This is a genomic window from Rhodococcus coprophilus NBRC 100603 (genome assembly GCF_001895045.1).
GTDB classification, from domain to species: domain Bacteria; phylum Actinomycetota; class Actinomycetes; order Mycobacteriales; family Mycobacteriaceae; genus Rhodococcus; species Rhodococcus coprophilus.
Genome location: NZ_BDAM01000007.1, coordinates 277,180 through 301,616, shown reverse-complemented (window position 1 = coordinate 301,616; position 24,437 = coordinate 277,180). Strand labels below are relative to the sequence as shown.

Genomic DNA, 24,437 nt, shown 5'->3' with positions numbered 1-24,437 from the left:
GTCACCGACGGTCACCGACGACGACCGTGGCGTCGGACTCGTCCGAGAATCGTGTTCGCGCGCGGAAGCCGGCGTGCGCCAGCATCTTTTCCGCGACAGGCGCCTGACTCGCTGCAGTCTCGATCAGCAGATGTCCTCCGGGACCGAGCCATCGATCCGCCTCGGCAGCGAGACGGCGGTGGATGTCGAGTCCGTCCTCACCGCCGTCCAGCGCGACGCGCGGTTCGGAGCACCGTGCCTCGCGCGGCATCGACCCGATCGCGGCCGACGGCACGTACGGGGCGTTCGCGACCAGCACGTCGACACGGCCGCGCAACGAATCGGGCAGCGCCTCGAACAGATCACCCTCGAAGACCCGATCGGGCGGCAGGTTGAGCCGCGCGCATCGTACGGCGACGGGATCGATGTCCGTCGCGTACACCTCGGCCCCGTCGAGCGTCGCGGCGAGCACCGTCGCTACCGCACCGCACCCGCAGCACACGTCCACGACCACCGGATTCGCGGGCGCCGACCGGGCGGCGCATCCGGTCAGGAACTCCGTACGACGCCGCGGGACGAACACGCCGGGCGTCACCGCGATGCGCATGTCGCAGAACTGCACCCATCCGAGGAGATGCTCGAGAGGCTCCCCCGCGATCCGTCTCGCGACGAGAACGTCCAGCTCCCGCTCGGAGTCTGCGGCTTCGGTGAGCAGGAGCGCTTCTTCCTCCGCGAAGACGCATACGCCGCGACGCAGCGCCGTGACGACGGCGGGCGACGGTACGGGCTCGGGCAGGTGCGCCCGAGGTCGATCCGGCTGCGCGAAAGCCATGGTCAACCCTATCGCGCGGCGTCAACCCGTTTCCGGGGGTGGCCCGTGGCCGTCGTGGGTACTCCCGCTCACGTGAGGCGACATGTCCCGGTGCGCGAGGACGATTTCGATGAGAAGTCGGCGCAGCGTTTCGGGGTCGGAGACCGGAACCGGCGATCCAGCGTCGTCGCCGGCGAGACCGTCCCGCTCGAGTTCGAGGACACGCCGGTATTCGGTCGCTCCGGAGTCGGTGATCCGGACGCGCATTCGGCGCTCGTCCTCCGGATCGACCGAGCGGGTGGCGAATCCGCCGCGCACGAGATGATCGACGGTGCGGCTCATCGTCTGATCTGTCACACGACACGCCCGCGCCATTTCTCGCTGCGACATCGGTTGTGCCGCAATCGAATGCAAAGCGATCACGCCGGCATGGGTGAGTCCCCGCCTGCGAAGCCGCTGTTCCCACGCGCGCTCGACGAGCCGGGCGGCGGTCGAGAGCAACCGTCCGGTGGGCCATGCCCCCAGATCGTCGGGTCCTCCATCGTTCAGCACGCTGAATAATTTAGTATTCGATTATTCGTTCACGCCAGGAGGAATCTTGAGCACTGCAACCGCACCACCACGCAAGACCGGTCGTTGGAGGTGGCTGCTGCCCGCGCTCCTCCTCATAGCGTGGCTCGTAGCCGCAGGTGGAGGCGGGCCGTTCGCCGGCAAGCTCAGCGAGGTCGCGTCCACCGACGCGAGCTCGTTCCTCCCGGCCTCCGCCGAGTCCACCCAGGCCGACGAACTGTACGCACAGTTCAGCAGCAGCGACTTCATCCCGGCGATCGTGGTGGCCGAACGCGACGGAGGGATCACCCCGCAGGACATCGAGTTCATCGCCACCGAATCGGCCGGTCCGCCGCCGATCCCGTCCGAGGACGGCGACGCGGTCCAGATGATCGTCCCGATCGACGCCTCGGGTGAGGTCGGGGACGCGGTCGAGGAACTCCGCGGAGCCTTCGAGAACGCTCCGGAAGGACTCACCGTCCATGTGACAGGCCCGGCCGGCCAGGCCGCCGACCTGTCGTCGGCCTTCGCGGGTATCGACGGTCTGCTGTTGCTCGTCGCAGGTGGCGTCGTCCTGGTCATCCTCGTGGTGGTCTACCGGAGTCCCATCCTGCCGTTCGTCGTCATCATTTCGGCGGTCTTCGCGCTCGCCCTCGCGAGCCTGGTCGTCTACCTGCTCGCGGACGCCGACATCATCGCGCTCAACGGGCAGAGCCAGGGCATCATGTTCATCCTGGTGTTCGGCGCCGCGACGGACTACGCGCTGCTGCTCGTCTCCCGCTACCGCGAAGAACTGCGGATGGAACAGGACAAATACACGGCCATGCGGAGTGCGCTTCGAGGCGCGATCGAGCCGATCGCCGCGTCGGCGGGCACCGTCATCCTCGGTGTGCTGTGCCTTCTGCTTTCGGATCTGAACTCCAATCGCGGTCTCGGCCCGGTCGCGGCGATCGGCATCGCCGCCTCGTTCCTCGCCTCCGTCACCTTCCTGCCCGCCGCTCTCGTGTTGCTCGGCCGGGTTGCCTTCTGGCCCACCCGGCCGAAGTACGAACCCGGCATCGACCACAGCGACATCGAGAGCGGTCACCGCTTCTGGGGCCGTGTCGCACAATGGGTGGGATCCAAGCCCCGCCCCATCTGGATCGTGTGCACGCTCGTACTCGTGGCCTTCGCCCTGTTCGCACCCCAGTTCAAGGCCAGCGGAGTCGCATCGTCCGACGTGTTCCTTCTGCAGACCGATTCGAAGTCCGGCCAGGAAGTCCTCGGCGAGCACTTCGACGCCGGAACCGGCTCGCCCACGACCATCGTCGCGCGCGAAGACTCGCTGGACGCGGTCGTCGACGCTACCGCCGGCGTCGAGGGTGTCACCGAAGCCCGCCCCGTCACCGGTCCCGACAACGCGCCTGTCGTCATCGACGGACTCGTCGCGGTGCAGGCCACCCTGTCGGATCCGGCCGACTCGCTCGCCGCAGAGCAGACCGTCGAACGGATCCGTGAGGCGACGCACGCCGTAGAGGGCGCCGAAGCACTCGTCGGTGGTCCCACGGCGGTCGATCTGGACACCAAGGACACCGCGACTCGCGACCGCACCCTCATCATTCCGGTGGTGACGCTCGTGGTGCTGCTCGTGCTCATCGTGCTGTTGCGCGCCCTCGTCGTACCGATCCTGCTGATGCTCACGGTCATCCTGTCGTTCGCAGCGACACTCGGCGTCTCCTCGCTGTTGTTCAACCACGTATTCGGTTTCCCCGGTGCGGATCCGGTTGTGCCGTTGTTCGGCTTCGTGTTCCTCGTCGCGCTGGGCATCGACTACAACATCTTCCTGATGACCCGGGTAAGAGAGGAGACGAAGAAGGTCGGCACCCGGCAGGGCGTGTTGCGCGGCCTGACGGTCACCGGCGGCGTCATTACTTCCGCGGGAGTCGTTCTGGCCGCGACGTTCTCGGCACTCGCAGTGATTCCGTTGCTGTTCCTCGCGCAGTTGGCGTTCATCGTCGCATTCGGCGTATTGCTCGACGCCCTGCTGGTGCGAGCACTCCTCGTGCCCGCACTGTCCATCGACCTCGGCAAGAAGATCTGGTGGCCGAGTGCGCTGTCCAAGCACGAGGCGAACGAAAACACCGACACCGAGGCCGACACGCCCGGGGTGACACCCGCACCCGATACCAGCCGAATCCGATAGGGATGCACTCCAAGTGGCCGCACCTCTGTTCGGTCACTTGGAGGGGTTCCGCCGACGTTCCCGCACCGTAGCGTTACGGTCGGTGCATGTCTGCGGATCCCACCGCGCCGCCCTCGCCGTCGCCCTCCGCGACCGAGGTGCGGCGCCCCCAGGAGCCCCATCGTTCGCTGTCGGCACGCGTGAGCAGCCACCTCACCGCCGTTCCGCACATCGCCGGTCTCGTCCTCGGCGTGTACGCGGCCGCGATGGCCTTGTGGTCGATCTCCCCCACCCTCCGGTTCCTGATCCGCACTCCGCGGGAGTACATCGACGAGTACTACTTCGACGCTCCCGACACCAGCGTCTCGCTCGCGCTGGTCATCGGTCTGCTCGCCGGAGCCGTTGCGGGACGCAAACGTATCGCCTGGTGGATCCTCACGATCTACCTGGGCGGATTCACGATCACCAATCTCGTCACGGCCGTCGTCGACCGCGACGCAGCCCACCTCGTGGCAATGGTTGTGCATCTCGCAGCCGTGGCGGTACTGCTTCTCGCCTACCCCGAGTTCTACACCCGGGTACGACGGGGTGCGGTGTGGACTTCCGGCGCCGTCCTCCTCGCGGGACTGGCCGCCGGCACGCTCGCCGGGTGGGGCCTCGTCGAACTCTTTCCCGGTACCCTCCCGCCCGCCGACCGCTTCCTCTGGGCTTTGAATCGCGTCGTCGCTTTCGGTTTCATCGACAACGATCAGTTCACCGGCCGGCCACACGGATTCGTCAACACCGTCCTGGGTCTGTTCGGCGCGTTGGCCCTGCTCGCCGCCCTCGTGGTGTTGTTCCGGTCGCAGCGATCCGCCAACGCACTCACCGGGACCGACGAATCCGCGATCCGGGGCCTGCTCTCCCACAGCGACGACTCGCTCGGCTACTTCGCTACCCGGCGCGACAAGGCGGTCGAGTTCGCGCCGAGCGGCAAGGCCGCGGTGACGTACCGCGTCGAACTCGGGGTGTGTCTGGCGAGCGGTGATCCCGTCGGAGATCCGGAAGCGTGGCCTCACGCGATCGACGAATGGCTCGACCTTGCGCGTGCCTACGGCTGGACTCCCGCCGTACTCGGTGCGAGTGAAGGAGGAGCAACGGCGTATCACCGTGCGGGGCTGACCGTTTTGGAACTCGGCGACGAGGCCGTGTTGTCCACGGACAGCTTCACACTCGCCGGACGAGATATGCGGCCGGTCCGTCAAGCCGTCAACCGAGCACGCAAAAACGGTGTGACGGTGCGGATGACACGGCACCGCGACCTGTCACCGATCGAGCTGTCCGCGGCAGCAGGCCGCGCCGACGCATGGCGCGACACCGAAACCGAGCGTGGATTCTCGATGGCCCTCGGACGTCTCGGCGATCCGCTCGACGGCGACTGCCTGCTCGTCGAGGCACTCGTCGACGGATCGGTCGTCGCGATGCTGTCATTGGTGCCCTGGGGTTCCGACGGGGTCTCGCTCGACCTCATGCGACGCGACCCGCACGCCCCCAACGGCGTGGTCGAAATGATGGTGTCCGAATTGTGTTCGCGTTCGGACGAATTCGGAATACGCCGGATCTCGTTGAACTTCGCGGTGTTCCGATCGGCATTCGAGGAAGGGGCGCGACTCGGCGCCGGGCCGATCATGCGGCTGTGGCGCTCGATCCTGCTGTTCTTCTCGCGGTGGTGGCAACTCGAGGCCCTCTACCGATCCAACGTGAAATACCGGCCCGAGTGGATACCTCGGTACCTGTGCTTCCGCGAGACCAGAGAGATTCCTCGGGTGGCGCTCGCCGCGGCGGTCGCCGAAGGATTCCTCACCCTTCCCAGCTTCGGCCGTCGTACCAAACGCAGGCACACCGGCACCCATTCGGCGTTCCCGCACGGCGTGGACTCCGGAGAAGCACTGCACGACGACGGAAGTGCGCCCGACACAGCGCCCCAAGCCGAGCCGGCCGACGACCGCGCCGCGAAGGGGCACGAACAGGACCGCGTGCGCCGGGCGACGCTCGAACGCATCATCGAGCACGGGGTGGACCCGTACCCCGTCGCGATCGCCCCGACGCACACGGCAGCCGAAGCCCATGCCGCCCGCGGCGGCACATCCGTCGTCGTCGCCGGGCGGTTGATGCTCATCCGGGATTTCGGAGATGTGCTGTTCGCGGTTCTGCGGGACTGGTCGGGCGACATCCAGATCCTCGTCGACAGCAGGCGCGTCGACGGGCAGCGCTTCCTGTTCGACCTCGGTGACCTCGTGGAAGTGACCGGCCGGATGGGACGCAGCCACAGCGGAGAGATCTCGGTACTGGCCGAATCGTGGCGGATCGACGGCAAGTGCCTGCACCCGCTGCCCGACAAGTGGCGCGGGCTCGTCGACCCCGAAACCAAAGTGCGGCAACGGTATCTCGATCTCGCGATCGACATGCGTGCGCGCGAACACCTCTCCGCACGCAGTGCGATCGTAAGGTCGTTGCGCGAAGAGCTCGAGGCTCGCGGGTACCTCGAGGTCGAGACGCCCATCCTGCAGGCGGTGCACGGTGGTGCCAACGCGGCACCGTTCGTCACCCATATCAACGCCTACGACACCGACCTCTACCTCCGCATCGCTCCCGAGCTCTACCTCAAGCGACTCTGCGTGGCGGGCATGACGAAAGTGTTCGAGATCGGACGCGTGTTCCGCAACGAAGGGGCGGACTTCAAGCACAATCCCGAGTTCACGATCCTCGAGGCCTACGAGGCGCACAGCGACTACGAGAAGATGCGGGTCGTGGCCCGGGAGCTGATCCAGGCCGCGGCGAGCGCGGCCCACGGACGCGAAATCGTCGTTCGCCCAGGGCCGGACGGCACACCGGCCGAGGTCGACATCTCGGGAGAGTGGCCTGTCAAAACGTTCCACGACGCCCTCTCCGAAGCTCTCGGCACGTTCGTCGACGCACAGACACCCGTCGACGTCCTGCGGCGTCTCTGCGACGAACACCGCATCGCCTACAACCCGTCCTGGGACGCGGGAGCGACCGCCCAGGAGATGTACGAGCACCTCGTGGAAGCGCGCACCGAGTTCCCGACGTTCTATACCGACTTCCCGGCATCGGTGTCGCCCCTGACGCGCCCCCACCCGCGGAAACCGGGTGTGGCCGCCAAGTGGGACCTCGTGGCCTGGGGAGTCGAACTCGGCACGGCCTACAGCGAACTCACCGACCCGGTCGAGCAGCGGGCCCGGCTCACCAGGCAGTCCTTGCTCGCGGCCGGTGGTGACGAAGAGGCGATGGAACTCGACGAGGACTTTCTGGAAGCCCTCGAATACGCGATGCCGCCGACCGGCGGACTCGGTATGGGTGTCGACCGGATCGTGATGCTCGTGCTGGGTGGCAGCATCCACGAGTCGCTCGCCTTCCCGTTCGCCAAGCCGCGGCGGTCCTGACAGGCGGTTTCACGTGAAACGGCTGTACCTGGCATCGTGTGGTCGTGCAGCTACTCCTGATCCGCCACGCAGAGCCCGACAACGCGCGCTCGGGGTCCGGCCTTCCGGTCGACCCCCCGCTGACGGACGGTGGGCGCCGGCAAGCCGACCGCCTGCCGGACGCACTCGCCCCGTACCGGATCACCCGGCTGTTCTCGAGCCCGCAACGACGCGCGGCGCAGACCGCCGAACCGGTCGCGGCGGCGCGTCGGCTGGCGGTCGAAGAGGTGGAGGATCTCGCCGAGTACGACTACGGACTCGACCACTACTTCACCATCGAGACGGCGAAGACCGCCGCGTCCGACGCCTACGAGCGCATCCGTGCCGGCCTGCTGCCGGAATTCGTCGACGCGGAACTCTTCCGCACCCGGGTGCTCCGAGGGCTCGACCACGTCGTGGCGTCGTGCGAGCATCCCGACACCGCGGCGGTCTTCGTGCACGGCGGAGTGATCAATGTGGTGCTTGAGCACCTGCTCGATCTTCCCCGACCTCTCACGTTTCCCATCGAGTACACGTCGGTGACTCGCATCCTGGTATCTCGCAGCGGTGCGCGTCGTGTCGCGTCGGTCAACGAGACCGGTCACGTGAGGGACACCCTCCGGGTGTGAATCGGGGCTGCCCGGCGACCGGCTACTGCCCGGTACCGCGCGTCTCCAGGCCCGGCCGCACCGATGGCATCGCTGACCGGCTCGTTCCGGTTGCGGTCGCCGCGAGCGCGGTTGGTACGGTCACCGCCGGAGGTGGCACCGGATGGATGTGGACAGAATCGACGAACTCGTGCAGAACGGGATCGGAACGAAGGAAGAACTCGAAGCGGTCCTCGGGATACCGCATCCGGCGATCGTCGATAAAGCCCGTCCTCATCTGACGCCGCTCATCCGGGACTTCCTGTCCCTCGCCCGCTTCTTCACTCTCGCGACGGCCGATGCCGCGGGTAACTGCGACTGCTCACCGCGTGGCGACATCACATCTTCGGTTCTGGTCCTGGACGATCACACCATCGTCCTGCCCGACCGCCCGGGCAACAGGCGAGCCGATTCCTACCGCAACATCCTGGAGAACCCTCACGTCGGCTTGTTGTTCTTCGTTCCCGGGGACGAAGAGGTCCTCCGGGTGAACGGCCGGGCCACCCTTTCCACCGACGCCGAACTCCTCGAGAAGCTGTCGTTGCACGGGAAGCCGGCCCAGCTCGCGGTGATCGTCAGGATCGACGAAGTGTTCCTGCACTGTGCCCGCGCACTGCTACGTGCAAAGCTCTGGGACTCGTCGGCCTACCCTGCCCGCCGGCTCGTCCCGAGCATGCGCGACATGCACGCCGAACTCGTCTCCATCGAAGTACCTGCCGACGCCGAGCCCGGCAAGGGCGAACTGTATCGCGAGTACCTGTACTGATCTCGGGCCGGAAAGCCGACCGCTCAGCCCTTGGACGCGATCCAGTCCCGAAGCCACCGCGTGGCGGTGGTGCCCCGATCGTCGACGAAATAGTTCGAATAGTCCTGGTGGACTTGTGATTCGTAGAATGCGCGGATCTGCGCTTCCCGGCGCCCGTTGGCGTCGGGCGCGATCTGTAGCTGCAACATGGGGAGGCCTCCCGCGGTCATGATCTCGGCGTAGAGCAGCGCGGCCTCGTCCCGGTAGTTCTCGAGTTGCTCGGGCGGACTGCCCGCCGACATCGCCAGGAAGCCCGCCGCACGCGTCACGAAATCGTCGGGGGGCGTCGAACAGTAGAGATCTCCCACCGCACAGATCGTGCGCACGTTCGGTGACACGAGCCCGAACCCGCCTGCGCGCGCACCACCGGCGCCGTTGCCCGCCACCGGAGCTCCGACAAGCGGATCGAGTTCCGAGCGCCGCGGATCCGACAGCAATCCCACCGCGACGAGCCGGTGCGGACCGACCACATCGAGTCCGGTACCGATGGCGGCGGCGAGATCGCCCGCGGCATCGGCACCTTGGCTGTATCCGACGAGGGCGAAGTTCGTCAGCGGGCATCGTGCGGCGGTGCCGGCGATGATGTCTCGTGCGTTGTCGACCGCGCGATTGCGCGAGGCCGCGTACACGTCGCCCTCCCAGGGAAACGCGGTCGCGGGGTACCGCACATAATCCACCCGCGTCCCGGCGGGCAGGCCGCTCGTGACCTGGGCGAGCATGCCGTTGCCACGCCCGGGTTCGGGAGTACTCGAGGTTTCCCACGTGCCCGGAACCGCGACCACATGGAGTGTCGGACATCCGGACGGATTCGCCGGTGCCGCAGGCGCTGTCACGACGACAGCCGCACATGCCGCGACGACGGTGACTGCCGCCGCCCACCACTTCTTGATCCCCATCGACCCGCCCCCGCTGCCGTCGTACCCGTGCCGTTGCCCCACTCTTGATCATGAGAATGACATACTCGTGAAGCCGACGTGATCTTTCGGCGTCGTGCAGCGATCGGACCGGCAGCACCTGTCACCGGACGACGGTGACGCGACCCCCTCCGATATTGGTGACGAAGACGTTGCCGGTGCCGTAGTCCACGGTGGTGCCCGGCACCGATCGGTCCACGACACTCTGCCCCGTCCCGGCCGGGGGATCGACGACGGTGATGTCGGGGCCGAACAGGTTGGTGACGTACACATTTCCCGTGACCGGATCGGTGACGACTGCGCCCGGCGCCGGAGGAATCGGCGGGGGCAACGGCCCCGGATCTCCGTCCGTCACGGTCACCACGCCGGTACCCACATTCGTCACGAACACACCGTCGGTACCGGCATCGACCGAGATCTCCGGCATTCCAGGCTCCGGTTGGACCTGTTCCGGCGCGACGGGTTCTTCCGTGACCGAGCGACGGTCCACGGCCACCGCGCCCGTCCCGACGTTCGTCACCGCGACGTTCCCTACCCCACCGTCGACCCGCATCTCGACGAAGGCCGTCGAGACATCGTTACGCCCAGGTACCCGGCCCTCCGGGTGACTGACGCTCACCGCACCGGGGCCCACATTGGTGATGCATGCATTGCCGGTGCCGCCCTCGACGCCGAGCAAGCGCGCGCCGTCGAAACCGAACACCGCCGGGACGGGATCTGCGCCGTCCACCGAAACGATGCCGCCGGCGTTCTGGATGCAGGGCCCGCCGGGGTCGGCCGCCGCACTCGGTGCCGTTGCCAGGGCCACCCCGGCGATGCACGCACCCGCTCCGATGAGCACTGAACCCCGCCGCGAAACATTCATGGCCAGAACGCTAAACCGTTCGACCCCTGCCCGAGCGGCAAACGACGGTAACTCAGAGACCCACTGCGTCCTCGGGACGATCGGCGGTTCGCCACCCGGGGATCTCCGCACCCGACGCCCACGTGGAGTGCGTACCGGAGCTGACTCGCTCCGGTAGACGGATCCGGGTGACCGGGCCGTCGGCGAGGCGTTGTGCGTCGAAGACGAGGCACTCGGACAGGTCGCGATTCATGTCGACGGTCATGGTGACGAGGTACCCGTCGTCTTCTCCCGCCGACCCGATCCGCGGCGCCATCACCGTTTCGCTTCCGAACACACCTTCGCCCAGCGGGTAACGCTCCTCCACGCCGGTCAGCGAATCGTGCTTGACGAGGCCGTCGAACAGGAACCAGCCGGGCAGCCCGGTCGCCGCGTACGTGTACCGGTGCGGCACTCCCGTGTGCGCGGGACTGATCATGCCGAATTCCGTGATCCGTTCGGAAAGGCGCTCTTCCGTCACACCGCCGGTGCGCAGGTTCAGGCGCCACCGATGCAGGTGGGTTCCCATCCTGTCGAGTGCCAGGAATCGGAACATGCGCTGGTAGAGCGATCCGTCCCCGGTGTCCTCCGGCTCCGGTGTCTCCTGGTGGAACCCTTCCAGGACGATCTCCTCGCCGTCCTCGTAGGCGTTCGTCCAGTGCAGGACGTAGGTGGGGGCGGCGTCGAACCACATGATCTCGTTTCCACCGCCACGCCGTGGGAGGACGCCGAGACGCATCGGCAGATCGGGATGGAAGCGCGAGACGTACTTGCCGGCCGCGAGGGCCTCCGGCAGCCAGAAGAGCGGGCAGTCGTTGAGGATGGAGTAGTTCTCTGTGAACGCCATGTCGTGGGGCAACCGCGGACCGGGCAACTCGATATCGGTGTAGTGGACGAGCTTGTCGGACGAGTCGACGACGCCGTAGTGCATGTACGGTGCGTCGGTTCCGTAATTGAAGAAGAGCATCTCACCGGTGCGGTGATCGACCTTGGGATGCGCCGAAACTCCGAGGTTCGACGGAAAGTCCCCGCCCCACTCGGCTTTCCCGAGTGTTTCGAGAGACATCGGGTCGACCCGGTAGAGGTCTCCGCACTGCCAGAAACTCGTGAGGGCCACCCCATTGTGCACGGTGACGTCCGTGCTCGAACCGTCCTTCATCCTCCCGCGCGCACCCCAGCCGTCCGTGCGTTCCGACTTCACCGGATTCTCGGCGATGCCCGCCCACAGGGCGCGACCGGCTTCCTGCTCGGCGACGAACCCGTCGGTCCTGACGAAGCGGTTGCGGTAGAACGCTTTCCCGTCCCGGAATCCGACGACGTGCACCATGCCGTCGCCGTCGAACGGGTGGTAGCGGCCCTGCTGCGCAGGGTGTACCGGGTTCTCGGTGTTCCTGATGTAGACGCCGTCGAGGTCGGTGGGCAGATCGCCGATGATCTCGAGGTCGTCGGCACGGTGCTCGGTGGTCTGGGGCCGCCACGGACCGGTGCGGTACGGGTGGTCGTCGTCGGCAGGCAGCGTCGACAATGCGCGGCCGAGAATTTCGAGGTCCATCGATGCTCCTTCGGCTCAGCCGATGATGAGGGAAACGGAAGTGGTGGTGCTTCCACCGAAGTTGAACGTGGCGGCGCGCCGGGCGCCCTCGACCTGATAGGCACCGGCAGCCCCGGTGACCTGACGATGGCCGTCCAGTGCCATGCGGACGCCTGTGGCTCCCACCGGGTGTCCTCCGCCGAGAAGGCCGCCGCTCGGATTCACGGGCATCCGGCCACCGATCCCCAGGTCGCCTGCTTCCACGGCGCGCCAGCTCTCACCAGGTGCCGTGAGCCCGAAGTGGTCGATCGCGACGTACTCGCTGATGCTGAAGCAGTCGTGCGTTTCGATGAGGTCCAGATCGTCGACACCGTCGAGTCCGGCGCGCCCGTACGCGTCGGCGATGGTGCCCGCCAGGTGCGGAAACATCAGGCCGCCACCCGAACTGCGGGCAAGCTTGTCCTCGAGCGAAAGTCCGACGGTGCGGTGACCCCAGCCGAGGATCCGGGACCGGGGCTGCGAATCGAAGTCCGGATGCCGCGCGATGTACCGGTCGCTCACGAGGACCACACCTGCTCCCCCGTCGGTGAGGGGACCGCAGTCGATCTTGCGCAGGTTTCCTTCCACCAGCGGATTCGCGTCGTCGTCCGCCGTGAACGACGCGGGCGAATACGTCCGCGTGCGGGTCTGCGCGCGGGGATTGCTGCGCGCATTGCGGATGTTCAGCTCCGAGATGGCCCACAGGTGCGCCGGGTCGAGCCCGTACCGCGTCGTGTACTCATCGGCGATGCGATCGAACATGTAGGGCCACATGTACTTTGCATCCTGACCCTCGTGGCCCACCCATGCGGCCGGGCTCATGTAGTTGGTGCCGATGTCGCCGGGCACCGTCTTCTCGAGTTCGACGCCGACGACGAGGGCAACGTCGTACCGTCCCGATTCGAGGTCGGACATCGCGGCGAGGATCGCCAGGGAACCCGACGCGCATGCGCCCTCGTGCCGGCTCGCCGGTACCTCCCACAGTTCGGGGATCATCGATGCCGGCATCGCCCCGAGGTGGCCCTGCCCGGTGTAGAGCTGGCCGAACGCATTGCCCACGTGGACGACGTCGACATCACTCGCGGCAATTCCGGCATCCTCGAGCGTGCCTACCGCGACCTCGGCGGTGAGGTCGCCGATGTCGAAGCCCTCCTTGGTGACGTTGCGGGCGAAGTCGCTCTGGTAGCCGCCGGCGATCCACACCTTCGTCGGTGCCATGTCGTCTCGCTTTCGGGGATCGGTTCGACGGGGCGACGGAGGTCTTGCGAGAGTAGGTCCGCGACGGCCGAGCCCGCAGGCCCCGTTTAGTACAGTTATTGAAGCATCTTGGTGTGAGCCACGCAACGGCGAATGCGCACCGGAGGAGGTTGGCTCATGGCCCGACGCGACACGGCGGAGCGCGACCCTTCGTCGACCGTCAACCCGGTTGCCGCCACGCTCGACCTGCTCGGAGACCGGCTCACGCTCGCGCTGCTCGGCCACGCTTTCGTGAGCGGGACGACCCGCTTCAACCAGTGGCTCGAACTCACCGGCGCACCGTCGTCCGTGCTGACCGACCGCCTGCACTCCCTCGCGGCGGCCGGCGTACTGGAGCGATCGCCCCAGGCCGGTTCGGATCGACACGAATACCTGCTCACCGAACTCGGCACCGCCACCTGGCCGATCCTCGTGTGCATCTGGAGCTGGCAGCGCGAATGGACTCCCGAAGGCGCGTGGCAACCGGACCTTGTGCACGACGTGTGCGGTCACCGCGGGCCCGCGGTCATCCGGTGCGGATCCTGTCACAGCGTCGTCACCACGCACGACACGGACATCGAAATGGACGCCGCTGCGATCTGGACCGTGACCTCGGGTGCCCGCCGACGCTCAACACGCGTTCCCGCGGGCAACACCGCCTCGGCAGACATGCAGTTCAATGCGGTGATGGAAGCGATCGGGGATCGCTGGAGCGGCGCGATCACCGGTCTCGCACTCGCCGGTGCCCGCCGGTTCGGCGAGTTCCGGTCGGCGCTCGACATCTCCCCGACGACGCTCACCGACCGCCTCGCGCGCCTGTGCGTCGCACAGATTCTCACCCACCCGTCCGGCTCCGAACGCCAGTACCGCCTCACTCATCGTGGACGCGCACTGTTCGGGGTGTTCGTCTTCCTGATCCGCTGGTCCACCCAGGCATACCCGGAGGCGGCGGGCCCACTTCGCATCCTGCACCGCGACTGCGGCTCGATTCTCGACCCGGAACTCCAGTGCCGCGGGTGCGACGGGCACGTGGATCGGCACACCGCACGCATCGAGCCGATGCTGCCCCATCCCTGACTCGGTCCTCCGGCGCCTGTCTTGACACCGGTCGACGCCACCCGGTATCACTTCGTTAGCTGTAGTGACTCGCGTCACGCCACTCTACGAGTCGGAGCCGACACCTGTGAACCGGAGCAATCCCCCGTACATCTACGACGCCGTACGCCTCCCGCGTGCTCGCGTCCGCAAAAGTGGCGGTACCTTGGCAGGCCTCCGCCCGGTCGAACTGATCGCCCTGCTCCTCGCGGCCCTCGACGAGCGCTCGGGCGCTTCCCGGGTCGTGGAGGACGTGCTTCTCGGAATCAGCACCACTACCGGTGAACAGGCCGGCAACATCACCAGGGCCGCCGTGCAGTGGGCCGACTGGCCCGATCACATCCCCGGCGGAGTCGTTTCCCGGCTGTGCTGCTCGGGGCTCGACGCCATCGAAAGCGCTGCCGCGCGGGTGGCGGCGGGTACGGCGCACGCGGTGGTTGCCGGTGGCGTCGAGTCGATGTCGCGAGTGCCGATGTTCTCCGATACGCCGCCTATCGCTGCTGACCCCGAGATCGGTGAACGATCCGGGTTCGTCACCATCGGTGTCTCGGCCGATCTGACGGCGGCACGGTACGGGTTCACTCGGGAATTGCTCGACGCGTACGCGGTGGCCTCCCACGGACGTGCTGCGACCGCCCCCGACTCGCATTCACTGATCAGCGTGAAGGTCGGTGAGATCGGCTTGGATTCGGACGAAGGTCCCCGTCCCGGCGTGACGATCGAGGATCTCGCCGCACTGCCGGCACTCTTCGGAGAAGATCCCGGATGGGAGCGGGTCGCCCGGCGATTCCCCGATTCACCGCGCCCGGCTGCGGGGCTGCACACGATCGCCACCGCACCCCAGCTGGCGGACGGAGCTTCGGCGGTTCTGATCGGGGACGCCGAAGCCGGCGCCGCCCTGTCCATCCGGCCCCGCGCCCAGATCGTCGGCACCGCGCAGAGTGCGGTCCGCTCTCCGCTTCTCACCGCATCCGTCGATGCCTCACACCGCGCCCTCGAACGTGCCGGAATCACGGCGGAAGATCTCGACGTCGTCGAAGTGAACGAATCCTTCGCCGTCACCCCGTTGATGCTGATCGAGGAGCTACACCTCGATCCCGCGCGGGTGAACGTCCACGGCGGCGCACTCGCCGTCGGCCATCCGCTCGGTGCCACCGGCGGCATCCTCGTCGCCCACGCACTCGATCAACTCGAGCGCACGGGCGGCGAGCACGCGCTCGTCACCATCCCCGCCGCTCTCGGTCTCGGTGCAGCCCTGGTGCTCCGCCGAGTATGAGCGACACCCCGCGCCCGCACTCCCCACCGGACTTCGCGAAAGGCCCCTTCTGATGTCCATTTCCGGTTTCATCCCGCGCGCGACGCGGGCATGTCATCCCGACGCCGTCGTCTCCGAATACCTCGACCGCGGGTGGTGGCAGGAAGACACACTGCCCGGCCTCTTCGCTTCCTGGGTCGAGCGCAGGCCCGCAGAGACCGCTACCACCGACCCGGTCAACCTCGCGGATCTCACCGGCGCGCAGCCGATGTCGATGACATGGCAGGAACTCGACGAGTTCGTGCGCCGGGTCGCGGCGGTTTTCCACGCACGTGGAATATGCCAGGACGACATCGTCGCCGTGCAGATCCCCAATTCGATCGCGCTCGTCGCCACCTATCTGGCGCTGTGGCGTCTCGGTGCCGTGGCGACCCCGATGCCCGCGTCGTATCGGCGTCACGAATTGTCGGGCATCGTCGATGCATGTTCTGCCGTCGCAGTGGTCACGGTCGGCCGGCTCGGCGACCGCTCACTCGCCACCGAAGCGTCGGGACTGCTCTCCGGGCACCCGAGTCTGCGCACGGTCTTCGCCTTCGGTCCGGACGTGCCGGACGAGGCAGTCGAGATCGACACGGCAGCGGTGCCGGCAAGCGATGTCGAGGAGGCCGAGACGTACACGGCCGGGTTGGTGCACACGGTCAACGACCGGGTCACCATCTGCTGGACGAGCGGTACGGAGGCCGCGCCGAAGGGCGTGCCCCGGTGTCACGCCGACTGGCTCGCCGTCGGACGCGGCGTACAGGACGGTCTCGAAACGACCGAGGACTCCGTGCTCGTCAACCCGTTCCCCTTGGTCAACATGGCCGGGTTCGCGGCGGCCCTGCTCCCCTGGCTCCTCGGCGGTGGACACCTCGTCCATCATCATCCCCTCGACATCACTGTCTACCTAAGGCAGATCCAGCATCACCGCGCCACCCACACGACCATGCCCCCGGCGATCCTGACCATGCTGCTCCAGAACGACGTCCTGCGAAAGAAGTTCGATCTGTCGTCGCTCGAGCGCGTCGGGGCGGGAGGTGCGCCGCTTCCGCCGTCGGTCGTGGCCGCGTGGCAGAACGATCACGGGGTCGAAGTGATCAACTTCTTCGGTTCCAACGAGGGTGTGTGTCTTCTCGGCGCGCCGGGCGACATGCCGGACCCGACGATCCGGGCGCAGCACCTGCCGAACTACGCGGCACCGGACCACTCGTGGGTGGTGCGCCTGAGCCGCAGCACCTCGGTGCGCCTGATCGATCCCGTCACCGGTGCCCTGGTCGACACCGTCGGGGGTCGCGGCGAACTCCGGCTGAAGGGTCCTACCGTCTTCGGTGGTTACCTCGAAGGCACCGCCACGTCGTCGCCGTTCGACGAGGACGGATATCTCTGCAGTGGAGATGTTTTCGAGCTGTGCGGTGAACACGGTGAATACCTGCGTTTCGTCGACCGGATCAAGGAGATCATCATCCGCGGCGGCATGAACATCGCTCCGGCAGAGATCGAAGGGCTTCTGCAGGACCATCCGGCGGTAGCGGAGGTGGCGATAGTCGGTATCCCCGATGAGGTTCTCGGCGAGAAGTGCTGTGCCGTCGTGGTTCCGGCCGCCGACGCAACACCCACGCTCGACGACCTGACGGCGCATCTTCGCGCTCGGGACATCGCGTCGTTCAAACTGCCCGAACGCATCGAACTCGTCGACACCCTGCCGCGCAATGCGGTCGGCAAACTGCTGCGGCGCCACATCCGCACCGATCTCCTGGAGTCACTGTGAGCACGACCGCGACACCCGAGATGACGGCTGCGCATCCACTTCCCGCGCGGCTTCGCGTTCCCGTGGTCGCAGCACCGATGTTCCTGGTGTCGGGCCCGGAACTCGTCGTGGCGGCGAGCGCGGCTGGAATCGTCGGATCGTTCCCGACGCCCAACTGCCGCACCTCCGCCGAACTCGATCGATGGATGGGGACGATCTCCGACAGTGTCGCGGCCGCAGGTCCCGACGCCGCCCCCTGGGCGGTGAATCTGGTGACGCACCGTTCCAATCAGCGTCTCGAGGAGGATCTGCGTCTCGTCGCCGAACACCGTCCTCCCGTGGTCATCACGGCTCTCGGTTCCCCGGAGCCGGTGATGGAGACGGTCAAAGGCTACGGCGGGATCGTGCTGGCGGACGTGGTCTCGATCCGGCTCGCCCGTAAGGCAGCCGGCTTCGGGGTCGACGGACTTGCCTGCATCTCTGCCGGCGCCGGTGGGCACACCGGTCACCTGTCTCCGTTCGCCTTCGTCTCCGCGGTGCGTCAATTCTTCGACGGTCTCCTCGTGGTCGGCGGCGGCATCGCCGACGGATGGGGGGTGGCGGGAGCGATCGCGGCCGGTGCCGACCTCGTCTACATGGGCACCCGATTCCTCGCGGCGACGGAGAGCATGGCTTCCCCGGACTACAAGCGGATGGTCGTCGAGCACGGGCCGGACGATCTGATCGTCAGTTCGGGAGTCACCGGGACCGACGCGTCGTGGTTGCGTCCCAGCCTGCTCGCGAACGGGCTCGATCCCGATGCCCTCACCGCACCGGCGACACGCAACTACAACGCCGGCGGTGACGTGCAGGGCCGATGGAAGGACATCTGGGCCGCGGGTCAGGGCCTGGGTCTCATCGACGAGGTGACACCGGTGAAGACCATCGTCGACGACCTCGCCGGCGAATTCGCCGCCGCTACGGATCGTTTCGCCGGTCTGCAGGTCCGGTAGAACCCCGAAATCGAACAACCCGGAATCGAACAAGCGGGGCCGTACACCTTTCGGTGTACGGCCCCGCCCGTCTGCAACGTCAGCGTTGCGGCATCGTGCTGGTGGTGATCGGAACAGGAAGCGCCGTTGCTCCCTCGAGGAACCGGTCCACTGCCGCCGCGCACGCGCGGCCTTCGGCGATGGCCCACACGATCAGCGACTGACCGCGTCCCATGTCACCGGCGACGAACACGCCGTCGACGTTGGTGGACCATTCCTCCGAGCGGGCGACGTTGCCGCGCTCGTTGAGGTCCACGCCCAAATCGGTGAGCAGACCCGGCTTCTCGGGTCCGACGAAGCCCATCGCGAGGAGGACGAGATCGGCTTCGAGTTCGAAGTCGCTACCCTCGACCTTCTCGAAACGGCCGTTCACCATGCGCACCTCGTGCGCCTTGAGACCGGTGACCTTGCCGTCCTTGCCCACGAATTCTTCGGTGTTGACCGAGAAGACACGGTCGCCGCCCTCTTCGTGTGCCGACGACACCCGGTACATCAAGGGATAGGTCGGCCACGGCGTCGATTCGGCGCGCTGCTCCGGCGGACGCGGCATGATCTCGAACTGGTAGACGCTCTCCGCACCCTGGCGGTGCGAGGTACCGAGGCAGTCGGCACCGGTGTCGCCGCCACCGATGATGATGACCTTCTTGCCTTCCGCCGTGATGGTCGGCGCGGGAAGATCACCGAACTGGACACGGTTGGCGATCGGCAGGAACTCCATCGCCTGATGGATTCCGTCGAGTTCCCGCCCGGGGATGGGCAGGTCGCGCGCCACGGTCGCACCACCGGCGAGGACCACGGCGTCGAACTGCTCACGCAGTTCGTCGGCCGTGATGTCGACACCGACATCGACCCCGGTCCTGAAGACGGTGCCTTCGGCTTCCATCTGTGCGAGACGGCGGTCGATGAACCGCTTCTCCATCTTGAATTCGGGGATGCCGTACCGGAGCAGACCACCGATGCGGTCGGCCCGCTCGAACACCGTCACCGTATGGCCGGCGCGCGTAAGCTGCTGCGCCGCAGCAAGTCCCGCCGGTCCCGAGCCGACGACCGCGACCTTGCGGCCGGTGAGCTTCGAGGGCGGAACCGGCTTGACGCGGTTGTCCTCGAAGGCCTTCTCGATCAGCTCGACCTCGACCTGCTTGATCGTCACCGGATCCTGGTTGATGCCCAGGACACACGACGCCTCGCAGGGCGCGGGGCACAGCCGCCCCGTGAACTCGGGGAAGTTGTTGGTGGCGTGGAGACGTTCGATGCCGTCCTCCCACTTGCCCTTGTATGCCAGGTCGTTCCACTCGGGAATCAGGTTTCCGAGCGGGCAACCGTTGTGGCAGAAGGGAATACCGCAGTCCATGCAGCGGCTCGCCTGGGTCTGGACGGTCTCGAGCGGGAAAGGCTCGTAGACCTCCTTCCAGTCGAGCAGCCGGAGGGGGACGGGACGACGGACCGGCGTCTCGCGCGACCCGTGCTTGAGGAAGCCGCTCGGATCACCCACGTGCTGCCTCCATGATCGCCTCGTCCACGTTCGCACCACGAATGGTGGCGTCCTTGATTGCCATGAGCACCTTCTTGTAATCGCGAGGCATGACCTTCGCGAAGTGGCTGACCTGTTGTGACCAGTCGGCCAGGATGCGGGCTGCGACCTCGGAGCCCGTTTCGTCACGATGCCGTTCGACTGCGCCCTTGAGCCAGACGAAGTCTTCGCCCTCGAGATCCTCGAGGTCGACCAACTCGGTATTGAGGTTGTCCTCGAAGTCCTTGTCCGGGTTGTACACGAACGCGACACCACCGGACATGCCCGCACCGAAGTTGCGGCCGGTCTTGCCGAGGATGACGACCTTGCCACCCGTCATGTACTCGCAGCCGTGGTCGCCGACACCTTCGACGACGGCCGTGGCTCCGGAGTTGCGGACTGCGAAACGCTCGCCGGCGACACCGCGGATGAGAACCTCACCGCCGGTGGCACCGAACAGGATCACGTTGCCGGCGATGATGTTGTCCTCCGGCACGAATCCCGGTGCGGTGTCGAGCGGCGGACGCACGACGATGTGCCCGCCCGACAAGCCCTTACCGACGAAGTCGTTCGCGTCACCGTACAGACGCAGCGTGATGCCCCGAGGTACGAAGGCACCGAAGCTGTTACCGGCCGAACCCGTCAACGTGATGTCGATCGTGTCGTCGGGCAAGCCGTCCTTGCCGTACTTCTTGGTGACCTCGTGTCCGAGCATCGTGCCGACGGTGCGGTTCACGTTCGTGATCGTGGTGTCGATCTTGACCGAGGCACCGGATTCGAGAGCCGACTGCGCCTGTGCGATCAGATCGTTGTCGAGCGCCTTGTCGAGAGCGTGATCCTGTTCCTTGGTGCAGTGCATGTCCTGCTCCCCGAAGATCGGGGAGGTGACCTTCTGCAGCAGCGGCGACAGATCCAGCTTCGATGCCCGGTAGTGCTCCACGGCCTTGCGCGTGTCGAGGCAGTCGACCTGCCCGATCGCCTCGTCGAGGCTGCGGAAACCGAGCTCGGCGAGGTACTCGCGCACCTCTTCAGCGATGTAGAGCATGAAGTTCTCGACGAACTCCGGCTTGCCGGTGAAGCGCTTGCGCAGCACCGGATTCTGCGTTGCGATACCCACGGGGCAGGTGTCGAGATGGCAGACGCGCATCATGACGCAACCCGAGACAACGAGGGGCGCGGTGGCGAAACCGAACTCCTCACCGCCGAGCAGCGCTGCGACGACGACGTCGCGGCCCGTCTTCATCTGACCGTCCACCTGGACGACGATGCGGTCGCGCAGACCGTTGAGCATCAGGGTCTGCTGGGTCTCGGCCAGGCCGATCTCCCACGGTGCGCCCGCGTGCTTGAGCGAGGTGAGCGGCGAGGCGCCGGTTCCACCGTCGTGACCGGAGATGAGCACGACGTCGGCGTGTGCCTTCGACACACCCGCCGCAACCGTGCCGACGCCGAGTTCGGAGACCAGCTTCACGTGGATGCGGGCCGCCGGGTTGGCGTTCTTCAGGTCGTGGATCAGCTGAGCGAGATCCTCGATGGAGTAGATGTCGTGGTGCGGAGGCGGCGAGATCAGGCCGACGCCGGGCGTGGAACCACGCACCTCGGCGACCCACGGGTACACCTTGTGCGGCGGGAGCTGACCGCCCTCACCGGGCTTGGCACCCTGGGCCATCTTGATCTGGATGTCGGTGCAGTTCGTCAGGTAGTGCGACGACACACCGAAGCGGCCGGACGCGACCTGCTTGATCGCCGAGCGCCGCCAGTCGCCGTTCTCGTCGGGCGTGAAGCGGTCGGGATGCTCGCCGCCCTCACCGGAGTTCGACCTGGCGCCGAGGCGGTTCATCGCGATCGCCAGGGTCTCGTGGGCCTCCGACGAAATCGAGCCGTAGCTCATCGCGCCCGTGGAGAACCGCTTGACGATCTCGCTCGCCGGCTCGACCTCGTCGAGCGGCACGGAGGGCCGCAGACCGGTCTTGAACTCGAACAGGCCACGCAGGGACGCGAGCTGCTTCGACTGGTCGTCGACGAGCTGCGTGTACTCCTTGAAGACCTTGTACTGCCCGGTGCGGGTCGCGTGCTGGAGCTTGAACACCGTGTCCGGGTTGAACAGGTGGTACTCGCCTTCACGGCGCCACTGGTATTCGCCGCCCACCTCGAGTTCGCGGTGCGCGTGCTCGGACGGACGGTCGAGGAACGCCGACCGGTGACGGGCAGCCACGTCGAGGGCGATCTCGTCGAGGCCGACCCCGCCGAGCTGCGACTGCAGACCGGTGAAGTACTCGTCGACGAGGTCCTGCGACAGGCCGATGACCTGGAACAACTGCGCGCCGGTGTAGGAGGCGAGGGTGGAGATGCCCATCTTGGACATCACCTTGAGCACGCCCTTCGACGCGGCCTTGATGTAGTTGGCGATGGCCTTCTCGAGGGTCATGCCCTCCGGCAGGTCGCCGTTCTGCAGCAGTTCGTCGATGCTCTCGAACGCCATGTACGGATTGACCACGGCCGCACCGAAGCCGCACAGCGCGGCGATGTGGTGCACCTCGCGGGCGTCTCCGGCCTCGACCAGCAGACCGACCTGGGTGCGTGTCTTCTCCCGCACGAGGTGGTGGTGCACGGCGGAGGTGAGCAACAGCGACGGGATCGGTGCGAGGGTCTCGTCGGACTCCCGGTCCGACAGCACGATCAGGCGCGCGCCCTTCTTGATGGCCTGCGTGACCTGCTCGCGAATGCTTGCGAGCGCCCGCTCCAGGCCCGCACCGCCTTCCGCGACCGGGTACAGGCCGCGGATGATGACGCTGCTGAAGCCGGGGAACTGCTTCTCGTCGTTGACGTGGATGAGCTTCTGCAGGTCGTCGTTGTCGATCACGGGTGCAGAGAGCAGGATCCGGCGGCACGAGTCGGCCGTCGGGTCGAGCAGGTCGCCCTCGGGTCCGAGCATCCCGCCCATGCTGGTGACGATCTCTTCGCGGATCGCGTCCAGCGGCGGGTTGGTCACCTGAGCGAACAACTGCGAGAAGAAGTCGAACAACATGCGGGGACGCGAGGACAGCACGGCGATCGGGGTGTCGGTGCCCATGGAACCGAGCGCCTCACCACCGGTAGCGGCCATCGGCTTGATGAGGAGGTCGACCTCCTCGTTGGTGTAGCCGAACACCTGCTGCCGCAGCACGACCCGCTCGTGCGACATGTAGGTGTACTTCGACTGCGGCAGGTCCTCGAGACGCGTGACGCCCTTCTCGACCCACTCCTGGTACGGGAGTTCGGCGGCAAGTTCGCGCTTGATCTCCGAATCTTCGACGATGCGGCCCTTGGCCGTGTCGACGAGGAACATCCGGCCCGGCTGGAGACGACGCTTGCTCACGATCTTCTCGGCGGGGATGTCGAGCACACCGACCTCGGAGGCCATGACGACGAGACCGTCGTCGGTGACCCACGCGCGAGACGGACGGAGACCGTTGCGGTCGAGCACCGCGCCGATGACGACACCGTCGGTGAAGCAGACGGACGCGGGGCCGTCCCACGGCTCCATGAGCGCCGAGTGGTACTCGTAGAACGCGCGACGGGCCGGGTCCATGGCAGTGTGCCGCTCCCAGGCCTCCGGGATCATCATGAGCACCGCGTGCGGCAGGCTGCGGCCACCGAGGTGCAGGAGTTCGAGCACCTCGTCGAAGCGTGCGGTGTCCGAGGCACCCGGCGTGCAGACGGGGAAGATCTTCTCGAGCTTGTCGCGACCGCCGAAGATGTCGCTGTCGATCAGTGCCTCGCGCGCCCGCATCCAGTTGGCGTTGCCGGTGACGGTGTTGATCTCACCGTTGTGCGCGACGCGGCGGAACGGATGGGCGAGGGGCCACGACGGGAACGTGTTGGTGGAGAAGCGCGAGTGGACCAGGCCGAGAGCCGACTCGACGCGCTCGTCCTGGAGGTCGACGTAGAAGCCCTTGAGCTGCGGCGTCGTGAGCATGCCCTTGTAGACGAAGGTCGACGCCGACAGGCTCGGGAAGTACACGGTTTCGCGGCCGGGGCCGTCTTCTCCGGGACCTTCGTGGCCGAGTTCGTGCTCGGTGCGCTTGCGCACCACGTAGGCGCGACGCTCGAGTTCGATACCCGTCAGCGCACGAGCACCCGACGCGACGAAGATCTGGCGGAACGTGGGCATGGCGTCGATTGCCATCGAGCCGAGTTCCGACTCGTCGACGGGCACTTCACGCCAGCCGAGGACCTCGAGTCCCTCTTCCTCGACGATGCGGTCGACCTGGGCGGCTGCTTCGTCGGCGGCTTCCGTGCCCTTGGGCAGGAAGGCCATACCGGTCGCGTAGGCGCCCTCTGCGGGGAGGTCGAAGTCGACGACCGCGCGGAAGTAGGCGTCCGGGATCTGGATGAGGATGCCGGCGCCGTCACCGGTGTTCTGCTCGGCTCCCGCGGCACCGCGATGCTCGAGGTTGACGAGCGCGGTGATCGCCTTTTCGACGATGTCCCGGCTCCGGCGGCCGTGCATGTCGACGACGAACGCGACACCACAGGAGTCGTGCTCGTTCGAGGGGTGGTAGAGCCCTTGAGGCCCGGGGAGAAGAGTCATACCTAGCCTTCGTTGCGTGCGATAGCACCGACGACCAGCAGCGCTGATGGCCATCTACTGCCGTAGACGGGTATCGGCCGGGTGTCCGATACCTTCGACATCGCCAGTATCCGCTCATCCGCGACGATGCGGGTGCCTTTTTTGGGCAGCACGAGCCGGGTCTGACGACCGGTG

16 protein-coding genes are annotated in these 24,437 nt (G+C 66.9%); 8 read left to right on the top strand and 8 right to left on the bottom strand.

The window, feature by feature from the left end; translation table 11 throughout:
- Position 1: 1 nt before the first annotated feature.
- Together RDCOP1_RS13280 and RDCOP1_RS13275 are read right to left on the bottom strand one after the other, a co-directional pair.
- Complete coding sequence (locus RDCOP1_RS13280; protein ID WP_084722603.1) at positions 2–811, bottom strand: putative protein N(5)-glutamine methyltransferase; 810 nt, start codon at positions 809–811, stop codon at positions 2–4.
- A 21-nt stretch (positions 812–832) separates the two neighbouring features.
- Positions 833–1,342, bottom strand: a complete 510-nt coding sequence (locus RDCOP1_RS13275; RefSeq protein ID WP_072701224.1) for a MarR family winged helix-turn-helix transcriptional regulator — start codon at positions 1,340–1,342, stop codon at positions 833–835.
- A 46-nt stretch (positions 1,343–1,388) separates the two neighbouring features.
- Here RDCOP1_RS13275 and RDCOP1_RS13270 point away from each other — a divergent pair, with 46 nt between their 5' ends.
- The 4 genes from RDCOP1_RS13270 to RDCOP1_RS13255 all read left to right on the top strand — a co-directional run bounded on the left by RDCOP1_RS13270 (position 1,389) and on the right by RDCOP1_RS13255 (position 8,374).
- On the top strand, positions 1,389–3,521 hold the full coding sequence (locus RDCOP1_RS13270; RefSeq protein ID WP_084722602.1) for an MMPL family transporter: 2,133 nt from the start codon (positions 1,389–1,391) through the stop codon (positions 3,519–3,521).
- Between the two features lie 86 nt (positions 3,522–3,607).
- A complete protein-coding gene (gene lysX, locus RDCOP1_RS13265) occupies positions 3,608–6,943 on the top strand; it encodes a bifunctional lysylphosphatidylglycerol synthetase/lysine--tRNA ligase LysX (protein ID WP_072701222.1) in 3,336 nt (1,111 codons plus the stop codon).
- 44 nt (positions 6,944–6,987) lie between these two features.
- On the top strand, positions 6,988–7,590 hold the full coding sequence (locus tag RDCOP1_RS13260; protein ID WP_072701488.1) for a histidine phosphatase family protein: 603 nt from the start codon (positions 6,988–6,990) through the stop codon (positions 7,588–7,590).
- 142 nt (positions 7,591–7,732) lie between these two features.
- Positions 7,733–8,374, top strand: coding sequence for an MSMEG_1061 family FMN-dependent PPOX-type flavoprotein (locus tag RDCOP1_RS13255; protein WP_072701220.1), 642 nt, complete (start codon positions 7,733–7,735; stop codon positions 8,372–8,374).
- A gap of 23 nt (positions 8,375–8,397) precedes the next feature.
- Here the strand turns inward: RDCOP1_RS13255 and RDCOP1_RS13250 are convergent, their stop codons facing one another.
- From RDCOP1_RS13250 to RDCOP1_RS13235, 4 genes are all read right to left on the bottom strand, one after another.
- A complete protein-coding gene (locus RDCOP1_RS13250) occupies positions 8,398–9,309 on the bottom strand; it encodes a cutinase family protein (protein ID WP_072701218.1) in 912 nt (303 codons plus the stop codon).
- A 121-nt stretch (positions 9,310–9,430) separates the two neighbouring features.
- Positions 9,431–10,192, bottom strand: coding sequence for a hypothetical protein (locus RDCOP1_RS13245; RefSeq protein WP_072701216.1), 762 nt, complete (start codon positions 10,190–10,192; stop codon positions 9,431–9,433).
- Between the two features lie 52 nt (positions 10,193–10,244).
- The gene (locus tag RDCOP1_RS13240; protein ID WP_072701214.1) at positions 10,245–11,762 is read right to left on the bottom strand and encodes a carotenoid oxygenase family protein; all 1,518 of its coding nucleotides are present in this window, start codon (positions 11,760–11,762) and stop codon (positions 10,245–10,247) included.
- Positions 11,763–11,777: 15 nt separating this feature from the next.
- The gene (locus RDCOP1_RS13235; RefSeq protein WP_072701212.1) at positions 11,778–12,998 is read right to left on the bottom strand and encodes an acetyl-CoA acetyltransferase; all 1,221 of its coding nucleotides are present in this window, start codon (positions 12,996–12,998) and stop codon (positions 11,778–11,780) included.
- Between the two features lie 156 nt (positions 12,999–13,154).
- Between RDCOP1_RS13235 and RDCOP1_RS13230 the strand changes: the two genes are divergently transcribed.
- The 4 genes from RDCOP1_RS13230 to RDCOP1_RS13215 all read left to right on the top strand — a co-directional run bounded on the left by RDCOP1_RS13230 (position 13,155) and on the right by RDCOP1_RS13215 (position 18,144).
- Entirely contained in the window at positions 13,155–14,093 is a 939-nt protein-coding gene (locus RDCOP1_RS13230) for a winged helix-turn-helix transcriptional regulator (protein ID WP_072701486.1), read from the top strand.
- A gap of 106 nt (positions 14,094–14,199) precedes the next feature.
- Positions 14,200–15,387, top strand: coding sequence for an acetyl-CoA C-acyltransferase (locus RDCOP1_RS13225; protein ID WP_072701484.1), 1,188 nt, complete (start codon positions 14,200–14,202; stop codon positions 15,385–15,387).
- Positions 15,388–15,439: 52 nt separating this feature from the next.
- Positions 15,440–17,173 (top strand): class I adenylate-forming enzyme family protein, encoded by a 1,734-nt coding sequence (locus RDCOP1_RS13220; protein ID WP_072701210.1) that lies wholly within the window; start codon positions 15,440–15,442, stop codon positions 17,171–17,173.
- Positions 17,170–18,144, top strand: coding sequence for an NAD(P)H-dependent flavin oxidoreductase (locus RDCOP1_RS13215; RefSeq protein WP_231922861.1), 975 nt, complete (start codon positions 17,170–17,172; stop codon positions 18,142–18,144). Before RDCOP1_RS13220 ends, RDCOP1_RS13215 begins: the two co-directional genes overlap by 4 nt.
- 79 nt (positions 18,145–18,223) lie before the next feature.
- Here RDCOP1_RS13215 and RDCOP1_RS13210 read toward each other — a convergent pair whose 3' ends face one another.
- Together RDCOP1_RS13210 and gltB are read right to left on the bottom strand one after the other, a co-directional pair.
- Entirely contained in the window at positions 18,224–19,675 is a 1,452-nt protein-coding gene (locus RDCOP1_RS13210) for a glutamate synthase subunit beta (protein WP_072701208.1), read from the bottom strand.
- Complete coding sequence (gltB, locus tag RDCOP1_RS13205; protein ID WP_072701206.1) at positions 19,668–24,263, bottom strand: glutamate synthase large subunit; 4,596 nt, start codon at positions 24,261–24,263, stop codon at positions 19,668–19,670. Before gltB ends, RDCOP1_RS13210 begins: the two co-directional genes overlap by 8 nt.
- Between the last annotated feature and the right edge of the window lie 174 nt (positions 24,264–24,437).